The 10,870-nt window shown below is 65.1% G+C and carries 11 protein-coding genes; 4 read left to right on the top strand and 7 right to left on the bottom strand.

Annotated elements, in window-relative coordinates:
- Window position 1 precedes the first annotated feature (1 nt).
- Both ACK4R0_RS02475 and ACK4R0_RS02470 read right to left on the bottom strand, forming a co-directional pair.
- A complete protein-coding gene (locus ACK4R0_RS02475) occupies window positions 2-511 on the bottom strand; it encodes a nuclear transport factor 2 family protein (RefSeq protein ID WP_409669702.1) in 510 nt (169 codons plus the stop codon).
- A gap of 20 nt (window positions 512-531) precedes the next feature.
- On the bottom strand, window positions 532-1,104 hold the full coding sequence (locus ACK4R0_RS02470) for a TetR/AcrR family transcriptional regulator (RefSeq protein WP_409669699.1): 573 nt from the start codon (window positions 1,102-1,104) through the stop codon (window positions 532-534).
- Between the two features lie 166 nt (window positions 1,105-1,270).
- Between ACK4R0_RS02470 and ACK4R0_RS02465 the strand changes: the two genes are divergently transcribed.
- Together ACK4R0_RS02465 and ACK4R0_RS02460 are read left to right on the top strand one after the other, a co-directional pair.
- On the top strand, window positions 1,271-2,035 hold the full coding sequence (locus ACK4R0_RS02465) for an SDR family oxidoreductase (RefSeq protein WP_409669696.1): 765 nt from the start codon (window positions 1,271-1,273) through the stop codon (window positions 2,033-2,035).
- A 20-nt stretch (window positions 2,036-2,055) separates the two neighbouring features.
- A complete protein-coding gene (locus ACK4R0_RS02460) occupies window positions 2,056-3,054 on the top strand; it encodes a zinc-dependent alcohol dehydrogenase family protein (RefSeq protein WP_409669693.1) in 999 nt (332 codons plus the stop codon).
- A 27-nt stretch (window positions 3,055-3,081) separates the two neighbouring features.
- On the opposite strand, the gene ACK4R0_RS02455 is transcribed toward ACK4R0_RS02460, so the two are convergent.
- Window positions 3,082-3,654, bottom strand: a complete 573-nt coding sequence (locus ACK4R0_RS02455; protein ID WP_409669690.1) for a TetR family transcriptional regulator — start codon at window positions 3,652-3,654, stop codon at window positions 3,082-3,084.
- A gap of 138 nt (window positions 3,655-3,792) precedes the next feature.
- Between ACK4R0_RS02455 and ACK4R0_RS02450 the strand changes: the two genes are divergently transcribed.
- Both ACK4R0_RS02450 and ACK4R0_RS02445 read left to right on the top strand, forming a co-directional pair.
- Window positions 3,793-5,151, top strand: a complete 1,359-nt coding sequence (locus tag ACK4R0_RS02450; protein ID WP_409669688.1) for a PQQ-binding-like beta-propeller repeat protein — start codon at window positions 3,793-3,795, stop codon at window positions 5,149-5,151.
- Between the two features lie 24 nt (window positions 5,152-5,175).
- Window positions 5,176-6,126, top strand: coding sequence for a PQQ-binding-like beta-propeller repeat protein (locus tag ACK4R0_RS02445; RefSeq protein ID WP_409669685.1), 951 nt, complete (start codon window positions 5,176-5,178; stop codon window positions 6,124-6,126).
- 79 nt (window positions 6,127-6,205) lie between these two features.
- On the opposite strand, the gene ACK4R0_RS02440 is transcribed toward ACK4R0_RS02445, so the two are convergent.
- From ACK4R0_RS02440 to ACK4R0_RS02425, 4 genes are read right to left on the bottom strand one after another with little or no spacing between them, the layout of a single operon-like run.
- Window positions 6,206-7,582, bottom strand: a complete 1,377-nt coding sequence (locus tag ACK4R0_RS02440; RefSeq protein ID WP_409669682.1) for an FAD-dependent oxidoreductase — start codon at window positions 7,580-7,582, stop codon at window positions 6,206-6,208.
- A gap of 12 nt (window positions 7,583-7,594) precedes the next feature.
- Window positions 7,595-8,227: a 3-isopropylmalate dehydratase small subunit gene (gene leuD / locus ACK4R0_RS02435; protein ID WP_409669680.1), complete on the bottom strand. Its 633-nt coding sequence runs from the start codon at window positions 8,225-8,227 to the stop codon at window positions 7,595-7,597.
- The gene (locus ACK4R0_RS02430; RefSeq protein WP_409669677.1) at window positions 8,224-9,666 is read right to left on the bottom strand and encodes a 3-isopropylmalate dehydratase large subunit; all 1,443 of its coding nucleotides are present in this window, start codon (window positions 9,664-9,666) and stop codon (window positions 8,224-8,226) included. Before ACK4R0_RS02430 ends, leuD begins: the two co-directional genes overlap by 4 nt.
- Entirely contained in the window at window positions 9,638-10,804 is a 1,167-nt protein-coding gene (locus tag ACK4R0_RS02425) for a CaiB/BaiF CoA transferase family protein (RefSeq protein ID WP_409669674.1), read from the bottom strand. The genes ACK4R0_RS02430 and ACK4R0_RS02425 overlap by 29 nt, the downstream gene beginning before the upstream one ends.
- Between the last annotated feature and the right edge of the window lie 66 nt (window positions 10,805-10,870).

Genomic DNA, 10,870 nt, shown 5'->3' with positions numbered 1-10,870 from the left:
GTCAAAGGCTTTCGAAGAAGCCGATCCGCCCTGCCTGCGCTTCGGCCGAGAGCGCCAGCAGCGGGTAGTTGGTGTCGACGCCCGGCATGGCCTGCATGACCCTGATGTCGCCGGTATAGGAGACCATGCGGGAGGACCGATCCTTGATGCGCCAGCCTTCGGGCGAGCGCACGAGCATGTCATCGTACCACCCGGTGGTTTCGAACACGCACGATGTGCCGTCGATCTCGCGGCGAAAGCGCCCCGTGACGTAGCTCAGGCAGTGCGCCTGGTCCCCATCAAGCGAGATGGCGTGGCCCGATGTCATGTGCTGGGTGGCATCGAAAACGGCATGAATCTGCGCGAAGACCGCCGAGAGCGTCTGGCGATCCGTAAATGCCGCGCCGCCCCCGAAATCACAGCGAACGTCTTGGCTGAACACCTGATCGAACAGGTCATAGCGGTGCGCGTCCACCGCGACGGCGTACAGGTTGATGACGTTTGCGATTTCGGCAAAACTGGCTCCGGACATGGGCACTCTCCATTTATGGGTTATTCGCTCGATGGCGACGTTTCGCAGACCAGCGCCTGAAGCGCGCTCGCGAGCATCTGGGCAATGTCGCTCTGCACCTCGGCCCCGTGGTTCAGCGGCAGGTTCTGGTGAAGAATGGCAAATCCGGTCGTCATCATCAGCACGCTGGTGGCGCGGGCCATGTTCGGTTCCGGCAACCAGGCGGCCATCGGCTCGAGGATATGCTCCCGCGTGACCCGTGCGGCGATCTCGCGCGCCTCGGCATCACCCAATGACAATGCCAGCATGGTCGGCGCCGCCATGCGAACGCCAGGGTTCACGATGCTGTCGATGATCGCCTCGCCGAACCGCGAGCGGTCTGCCTGAAAGACATGCGGCGGGATCAGCGCCGCGATCAGCGCCTGCTCGAAAAGCTTTGCCTTGGTCTGATAATATTTGGTCAGCAGCGATGTTGCGACCTGGGCCCGGGCAGCGATTTCGCGCATGCCGGCTTGGGAATAGCCGCTCTCGCTGAATACGGCCTGCGCCGCGTCGAGAATGCGCGCGCGGGTCTCGTCTGCATTGCGGATGCCACTTGTAGCCTCATTCTGCATCGTCAGCATTCTCTCAGGATTGACATGCCGTTGCTCAGGTGTACACTCGTACACCTTGGGCTGGCAAGGGGGTATTGCGCCGTCTTGCTCAGCGGTGGGCTGGCCGACCGGGGCCCGGTTCCCGGGTGGCCGCCTGGGAAACAAGAGCTTGGAGAGAGTTGCCGATATGCAGGATTTGGAAGGAAAGGTCGCGCTGGTCACCGGTGCAAGCCGTGGTCTGGGTGTGCACATGGCAGCGAGACTGGCAAAGGCTGGCGCGCTCGTGGCAGTGAACTATGCCTCGGATGAGGCAGCGGCGAAAAACACGGTGCGGCTCATCGAGGACGCCGGCGGGCAGGCCTTTATCGTGCAGGCAAAACTCGGCGGTCAGCAAGCGGCCGAGGAACTCGCTGCGGCACTGGACAGCGAATTGACGCTGCGCACCGGAACCAACCGTATCGACATCCTGGTCAACAATATCGGCGGCGGCGACTATGGTCCCATTTCCGAGGCCGACGAGCCCTTTTACGATCAGGTGTTCGCCAACAACGTGCGCGGACCTTTCTTCCTGACGCGCGTGCTGTACGACCGGATCAACGACAATGGCCGGGTCATCAACATCTCGTCGGCCGGTTCGCGGCTGACCAACCCCAATATCATCGTCTACACGATGGCCAAGGCCGCGGTCGAAGCCTTTACCAGGGTATTGGCGCAGGATCTTGGCAAGCGGGGGATCACGGTAAACTCGGTGGCGCCCGGTTTCACCGCAGGACCGACCAACGATTACATCGTCAAGGATCCGGTGGCGGCAAAGGCGATCACGGACATCACCGCGCTCAATCGCTTCGGCCAGCCCGAAGAGATCGCCGAAGTCGTGTATTTCCTCGCGTCCTCGATGGGCCGCTGGGTGACGGCGCAGAACATCGAGGCAAGCGGCGGATTCAAGCTCTGACCCAGGACAGCGGACCAGTCATGGCGAAAGTCGTACGTTTCCCCAGCTTCGGCGGGCCTGAGGTCCTGCAACTTGACGACTGCGCCGTTGCAGACCCCGGCCCCGGCGAGGTGCGTGTCCGGGTCGCTGCATTTGGCCTCAACCGTGTCGAGACGCTGTATCGCAGCGGCGGCCTCGGGCCGGTGCGCTTTCCGGCGACGATCGGCTACGAAGCGGCCGGCGTCATCGACGCGGTGGGGGCGGATGTTCCCCGCTGGCAGCCAGGCGACCGCGTCGCCACACTCTACGGTCTGTCGATGGAACATTATGGCACCCATGGCGAGACGATTTTGTATCCGGCAGACATGCTGGTCGCGGTGCCCGACGCGCAGCCACTGGTCGAGGCCGCAGCCAGCTGGATGATGTATGGGACAGCTTATGCGCTTGTCGAGGTGGGCAGGATAAGCCGTGGTGACATGGTGGTGATCACGGCGGCATCGTCTTCGGTCGGCGTCGCCGCAATCCAGATCGCCAACGATTTCGGCGCAGTGCCGGTCGCCATCACCCGCACCCGGCAAAAGGCGGCGAGGCTGATCGAGCTTGGCGCGGCCCATGTGATCGTAAGCGATGAGGAATCGCCGGCAGAGCGGATCATGGCGATCACGCAGGGCAAGGGCGCGCGGATCGTTTTCGATGCGGTTGCCGGCCCGCCGCTTGCCGAGCTGCTCACCGCAACGGCGCCGCTGGGCGTGGTGATCGTCTATGGCATGCTCGGCGGATACTCGGTCGACCTGGCCCTCCCCGCGCTGATGGTCAACAACCTGACCCTGCGTGGCTTTTCAGCCGATCTGCTGATCGCCCAGCCGGAATCGCGTGCCAGGGTGGTCGATTATGTCAGCTTCGGCGTGAAGCGCGGCGCGCTGAAACCGGTGATCGACCGGACGTTCGACCTATCGCAAATCGTCGAGGCGCACAGGTATCTGGAAGGCAACGGCCAGGCCGGCAAGATCGTCGTGACGACGCGCAACGCCAGCGCATAGTTGCGCACGCGCAACTCCGCGTCATTCCTAGTCGAAGGCTGACGCTCCGTCATCGTTCTCGACGGTGCGCTGGATCGTGTTGGCGATCCATTCCTGAACGACCGTGCGCTGTTCGGGCGATTCCAGCGTTTCCATATAGCGATGGAAGATCGCGAACCCGACGCTCAGGAGCAAGGTTATCTCCGCCCGTGCCTGTCCATGCGTGCCCCCGATCCACTCCGAAACCGGTTTGAGGATCCGCTCGCGCGCGACCTTGGCGGCGACCATCCGCGCCTCTTCATCGCCGAGCGACAGAGCGATCATCGCCGGCGCGGTAATGTTCATCCCCGGATTGAGCACGGACTGCACCAGCTTTTCGCCAAATCCGGTCTTGTCGGGCAGCAGCTGATTTTCGCTGAGCGACGCGACCAACGCCTCTTCGAACAGGTTGGCCTTGGTGAGATAGTATTTGACGATGAGCGATGAAACGACGCCCGCATCCTTGGCGATTTCGCGAAGTCCGGCAGCCGAATAGCCCTTCTCGGCGAAGACCCGCTGCGCCGCGTCGATGATGCGGGCTCTCGTCTCAGGGCCATTCCTTGGATGCGCTGTCGAGGACATTGCCGGGCACTAGCACGCAATTGACACGGGCCAAAGCCAGGATTAGTGAGCAGCTGTTCACCCCAAGGCTATGATCAGAAAGACAGGCGAGCGATGAGCACCAACGGCACTGGCCTGACGAAGCAGCCGCGAGGCTTTGTGACATGGTTGTTCGCGATCATCCTCCTCCTGGTCGGCGGCGGCCTCGCTTACGGGGGGATCCTTCTCGCCGCGGCTGGCGGCAGCTGGTATTATGTCGTCACAGGCGTCGCCGTGCTGGTAGCCGCGACGGGGTTCATCCGGCGCGCGCGTTATGCCTATTGGGCCTATGGCGCGATGCTGGCCGGGACGATCGTCTGGGGCCTTTGGGAAGCAGGGTTGAACAATTGGGGGTTGATGCCGCGCCTTGTGGCACCCGCCGTGGTCGGGCTGTTGTTGCTGCTGCCGCCGATGCACCGGGCCGCAGGCGCGCGGCGCGCCTGGATCGCCGTCCCTGCCCTGGCAGCGCTCGCGCTCGTCGGGGCTGCAATCGTCCGCGCCGAGACCGCCGAGAGCGGCCTTCCGCCCGCTGCAAGGATTGCCGTATCTGCCGACGCGCCAACGGATTGGCGGCATTGGGGCAATGCCCTGGCCGGGACGCGCTACGCCGCGATCGACCAGATCAACCTGGGCAATGTGCGCGATCTGGAGCTTGCCTGGCACTTCGATTCGGATCTGCCGCCAGGCGAGTTGCCGAGCCTGCAGGCGGCGCCCCTCGCCGTCGACGGCCGCCTTTACGTGTGCCTCCAGTCGGGCACGGTTGCAGCGCTCGACCAGGACAGCGGCAAGCAGATCTGGCGCTTCGACAGTATGCCGCGGAACTCGCCACTGCTCGGCTGGAAATGCCGCGGCGTCGCTTATCATGCAGATGAGCCTGCGGATCAGGACGCTGCTCGCCCCGCCCCGGCGCGACTGTCACAGGCAGCGCCTCGGCAGCGTGACTGCGTGCGCCGGATTTTCCTCAGCGCGGTGACGGGCGACCTCATCGCGATCGACGCGGACACCGGTCGGCCTTGCAGCGGGTTCGGTGAAAACGGCAGGGTCGATCTCAAGATCGGGATGGGCCTGACCAAGCCCGACGAAGCGCTGCCGACGTCGCCGCCCACCGTGGTCAATGGCGTTGTCGTGGTCGGGCAGAGCATCTCGGATTTCGAATCCTTCACCGCACCTTCGGGCGTGATCCGCGGCTATGATGCGCGCACCGGCGCGCTGCGCTGGGCCTGGGACGTCGGTCGGCCGGGCAAAACGCAGCTCGAGCCGGGCGAGACTTACACGCGCGACACGCCCAACGCCTGGGGCGTATTCAGCGGCGACGAGGCGCTCGGCCTGGTCTATATCGGCACTGGCAACAGCCCGCCCGATTATTATTCGGGCTTCCGGTCGAAGATCGCCGACGAGTTCACCGACAACATCGTCGCGATCGACGTCGCGACCGGGCTGCCGCGCTGGCGCTTCAAGACGGTCAATCACGACCTGTAGGACTATGACATCGCCGCGCAGCCGGTGGCGGTTGATCTTCCCGGCGCGCAGGGTGCGCTGATCGTGCCGACCAAGCGCGGCGAGATCTTCGTGCTCGACCGCGCCACCGGCAAGCCGATCGATCCCGTCGTCCAGAAGCCGGTGCCGCAGGGCGGCGTGAAAGGCGAGTGGACAGCACCGACGCAGCCCTACACCACCGGTTTTCCCTCGGTCGCAGGTGACGACCTGCGCGAGCGTGACATGTGGGGGCTGACCCCGATCGATCAGATGGTCTGCCGGATCATGTTCCGGCGCGCCAACTACAAGGGCCAGTTCACGCCGATCGGCACCACCCCGACGATCACCTACCCTGCGGTCGGTGGCGGCATCAACTGGGGCGGCGTCTCGATCGACGAGCAGCGCGGCCTCATGGTCGTCAACGCACTGCATTTCGCCAACCTCAACCGGCTGGCGCCGCGCAAGGCGGGCGAGACGCCGAAGAGCGGCTTTGAAGGCGGCGTCATCATGTTCCCGCAGGCCGGCACGCCGTATGGCTTTGAATCCTTCCCCTTCCTCTCGCCGATTTTCGCGCCCTGCCAGCAGCCGCCCTATGGCATCATCTCGGTGTTCGACATCAAGACGCGCAAGCTGCTGTGGAGCAAGCCGCTCGGCACGGCGGCAGGCTCGGGTCCGCTTGGGATGGCGAGCCACATCCCGCTGCGGATGGGCGCGCCCGGCTTCGGCGGATCGGTATCGACCGCGGGCGGCCTGGTGTTCATCGCAGCGACGCAGGATCGCGTCCTGCGCGCGTTCGACATCGGCAATGGCCAAGAGGTCTGGAGCGCCAAGCTTCCGGCGGTTGGTGCCGCGATGCCGATCAGCTACGTCTCGCCAAAGACCGGCCGCCAATATGTCGTCATCGCCGCCGGGGGCCACTTCGCCGTACCCGGCCCCCATGCCAGCGCGATCATGGCGTATGCGCTTCCCGCGCGCTGATCGCCGCTTGAGACCCCGCAGCTTGCATCGGGCGCGGCGTGCGGCAGTCTGCGTTGCTTAGCCTGAGGCTTCGTTCGCTTTATTTGCTTCCGGCCCCGACCAGCCGCGCCGCCGCCCGTCCCGCCAGCTTGCCGAGCGTGGTCGCAGTCAACAGGCCGTTACCGGCGAGATAACCGTCGGCGCCGTCGCCCGAGATACCCCGCGCCGCGCCGCCGCCTGCGAACAGGTTGGGGAAATGCGCGCCTGTTTTCGAGACGACCCGCGCATCGCGATCGACGACCAATCCGCCCTGGGTATGGAACAACGCGCCTGTGACCTTGGCGCCGTAGAAAGGGCCCGCCAGAACGGGCTTGCCGGTGAAATCGCGTCCGAATGGGTCGGTGGCATTTCCTGCGACCATGTCAGCCACGAGGGTCAGCGTTTCCAGGAGCGCGGCCGGGGGAAGCTTGAGTTTCTGCGCCAGTTCAGCGGGGCTTTGCGCACTGACGACGGCGCCTGCAGCCAGGGCATCGCGATAATCGTCGAAATCGCTCATCAGCCTGTGGAGCCGTTCATCGAAGATCGACCACGCAACATGGCCCGGCTGCGCATTGACCTTGGCGGCCTGCTCGGAATAGCCCGACGCCTCGTTCGAAAAGCGCTTGCCATCGCAATTGACCTGAAAGCCGCCTTCCATGATCAGCGGCCACAGGATCGGCACGCCATGGCCTGCAGCCAGGCCACCATGCCCCTGATACGCGCCAAGGTCGGCGGTCTGCGCGCCGATCTGCTCGGCCCAGCGCAGCGCGTCGCCCTTGTTGCCGGGGTGACCGTGAAAGACAGCATCGGCCATCTCGGGGATCAGCCGGGCGACCAGATCGGCCGCGCCGGCAAAGCCCGAACAGGCCAGGATCAACGCCTCGCATCCGACCCATTCCACACTGCCATCGGGACGCTCGAACGACACTGCCGTCGCCCGGTCGCCGTCGAAGCGCAGCTCGCGCACGGTCGAATCGGTGAGGATCGTGACTCCCGCATCGGAACAGGCCGATTCGAGCGCGGCCATCAGTTCGCCCCCCGTGCGGTTCGGCGTTCCGTACATCCGCCGCGCACTGTGGCCGGGATAAGTGAACCCATCGACCAGCGCGAGCGGCACCGCGTGGCTGTCGCGCAACCAGGCGATGGTATCGGCCGATTCGCTGGCCAGCCGCATCGCCAGGTCCAGATCGGTGCGGCCCTTGGTCTTCTTCTCGATGTCCGCTGCGAACTGCGCGGGCGAATCGACGATACCGCACGCAGCCTGCTCGGGCGTGCCCGATGCCGGGATGAGGCCAGTCGACATCGCGGTCGATCCGAGCGGGGTCGAATCGCGCTCGAGCACGAGCACGTCGACGCCTGCGTCGGCAGCGGCAAGCGCCGCACAAAGTCCGGTGCCACCGGCTCCAATGATGACGATGGGGAAAGTTTCTTCAGACATCCGTGTGTACCTTCACTTTTTCAGCATCTCGCCGGGCCGCTGCACCGCCTCCGGTCTTGCATAGGCCCAGCCCCGGGCGGCGCGATCACGCTGTTCGAACACATCGATGGAATCGCTATCGAGCAGCGTCAGCGCGATCGGATCGAGTCCTTCGAGCAGCATCCGGCGCGCTTCCGGGTCCATCTCGAATGGCCAGACCTGGCCTCCGCCCGACACCGTGCAGGCCTCAAGATCCACCGTCACCGGACCATCGACCAAGGCGATCGGTCCCGCGTCGAGCGCCACCGGGACGATCCCGTTGCGAAGGCAGTTGCCGAGGAAGATCGGATTGAACCTGGCGGCGATCACCGCACGAAAGCCATAATCCTCGAGCGCCCAGGCCGCGTGTTCGCGGCTCGACCCGCAGCCGAAATTGTCGCCGCCGAGCAAGATGCGGGCATCGGCATAGAGCGGATCGTTGAGCACGAAATCGACCCTGGGGGTGCGCGAATCAACATCGTCATAGCGCCAGTTGGCAAACAGCCCCGCAGCCAGCCCGCGCTTGGAAACGCTGCGCATCTCGCGTGACGGGATGATCGCATCGGTATCGATATTGTCGCGGATCAGCGGCACCGCGCGCGAGGTCACCGAGGTAAAGGGTCTCATGCCACGGCCTCCGATACTATGGTCGCCAGCTCGTCGGGGAGCGCGATCCGGCCGAGCACCGCCGATGCCGCGACGGTCGCAGGTGCCGCGATATGGGTGCGTGTCCTTTGTCCCTGGCGGTTTTCGAAATTGCGGTTGGTCGAGCTGATGACGCGCTGTCCGGCACCGAAGCTCTCGCCACCGGCAAAAAAGCACATCGAGCAGCCCGGCTCGCGCCATTCGAAGCCTGCAGCGATCAGCACCTTGTCGATGCCCTCGGCTTCGGCGGCGCGCTTGACCTCGCCCGACCCTGGCACGCAGATCGCCCGCACCCCCTGTGCGACCTGCCGACCCGCCAGCAGCCCGGCGACGATGCGCAGGTCCGACAGCCGGGCATTGGTACACGATCCGATGAACGCGGCATCGATGGCAAGGCCGGTCACTGAGCCTGCCGAACCGATGTCCATGTAATCGCGCGCGCGTTTGTCGCTATCGTCGGCGGCGGCTGGAACGTGCGTGCCCGCAGTCACCGACTGGTGCGGGCTGGTGCCCCAGCTCACCATCGGCCCGACGGCTGCGGCATCGATCCGCACTTCGCGATCGAACACCGCATCGGGGTCCGAATACAGCGCGCCCCAGCTTGCCAGAGCCTGGCTCCAGTCTTCGCCCGCAGGCGCATAGGGGCGGCCGCGCAGATAGGCGATCACCTTGTCGTCGGGTGCGATGATTGCGGAGAACGCGCCGAGTTCGGTCGCCATGTTGCACAAGGTCATCCGCGCCTCGACGTCGAGATCGCGCACCGCTTCGCCTGCATATTCGAGCATGAAACCGCGCGCGCCCGCCGCTCCGATCGTCGCCACGATGTGCAGCGCCAGATCCTTGGCGCTTACGCCATTGCGCAGCGTTCCATCGATGGTGATGCGCATGTTGGCCGGACGGGTAATGCGCAAGGTGTTGGTCGCCAGCGCATGCTCCGCCTCGCTCGATCCGATTCCCCAGGCAAGCGCGCCGAGCGCGCCTTGCGTACAGGTGTGGCTGTCGGGGCAGACCAGCGTCAGGCCGGGCAGCACGATCGCCTGTTCGGGCGAGATGACGTGGACGATGCCCTGACGCAGATCGCCCAGATCGAACAGCGTCACGCCCGCAGCCTGCGCCGCGGCCCGGGTTTCGACGATGAACTGCTTGCCCGTGGGCATGATGGTATCGTCGCCGCGTCCCGGCAGCGTATCGACGACATGATCCATCGTCACGAACACCCGGGCGGGATCGCGCACCGCGCGGCCATCCTCGGCGAGGCTCTTGAGCGCGATCCCGCCGGTGCGTTCATGCAGCAGGATCCGGTCGACGGCGATCAGACCCGTCACCGCATCGATGTCACGGACGAGATGGCTGGCCCACAATTTGTCGAAGAGGGTCGATGCCGCCACCGCTTTAGCGCCCGGTCCGGAGGAGTTGCGCATTGTGCTCGCCGGGCTTTGGCAAGTCATAGGCGACGCCGGCGCGCTGACCGTCGATCTCGAGCGGCAGCGCGGGCAGGCGCGTGGTCGTGCCATTCTCGAGCGTCAGCGTCACAAGGCTGCCCTGCGCGTTGAGGTGGGTATCGTCGGCGAGCTCGTCTGGACGCACGATCGGCGCAAACGGCAGGCCGATGCGCTCGAGACGCTCGACCAGCACCGCGCGGTCGATGTCGGCGAACAGCGCGCGCACAATCGGGAGCAGCGTCTCGCGCGCCTCGACCCGCTGGTTGTTGGTCGCATAGCCAGGGTCGGCGGCAAGCTGCGTCAGATCGAATGCCTGGCAGAACTTGACCCACTGGCCATCGCTGACCACGCCGACGAACAATTGCTCGCCGGACTGTTTCGTCTCGAACACGTCATAGATCGCCCAGGCGGATATCCGCACCGGCATCGGCTGTGCAGCCTGTCCGGTCACGTCCTTCTGCGCCATGTGCTGGCCGACCAGGAACGCCGTCGTCTCGAACAGGCTGCAATTGACATGCGCCCCCTTGCCGGTGCGATGGCGCTGCTCGAGCGCGGCGAGGATGCCGATCACCCCGAACATGCCCCCGGTAATATCGACCACCGAAGACCCCGCGCGCAGCGGCCGCCCCGGAGGACCGGTCATGTATGCCAGACCGCCCATCATCTGGGTCACCTCGTCGAGCGCGGTGCGGTCTTCATAGGGACCAGACAGGAAACCCTTGGCCGAGCAATAGATCAGCCGCGGATTGATGTCAGCGAGCGCTGCATAACCCAGGCCGAGCCGGTCGAGCGTGCCCGGCCGGAAGTTCTCGATCACGATGTCGGCTCCGCGGCACAGGTCGAGCGCGGATTGCAGATCTTCCTCGCTCTTGAGATCGAGGCAGACGCTGCGCTTGTTGCGGTTGAACATCGGGAAATAGCCCGCGCCCGAGCCCAGCAGGCTGCGCGTGCGATCGCCGCCCGGGGGTTCGACCTTCACCACATCCGCGCCCAGATCGGCCAGGATCACGCCGATCGACGGCCCCATGACCATGTGCGTAAATTCGACGACCCGCAAACCGTTGAGCTGGCCCAGGGTGCTGCCCTGTGCGTGTTGCGGTCCGTGTTGCCCATCCATATCAGCCGTATATCCCCAGTTTTGAATTGATATAATCATATTACAAATGATCGCGGCTTGGCAACC

Origin of the sequence: Blastomonas sp. (assembly GCF_046294995.1) — a bacterium.
Taxonomy (GTDB): Bacteria; Pseudomonadota; Alphaproteobacteria; order Sphingomonadales; family Sphingomonadaceae; genus Blastomonas.
This window is presented reverse-complemented; position numbering and strand designations above follow the sequence as displayed.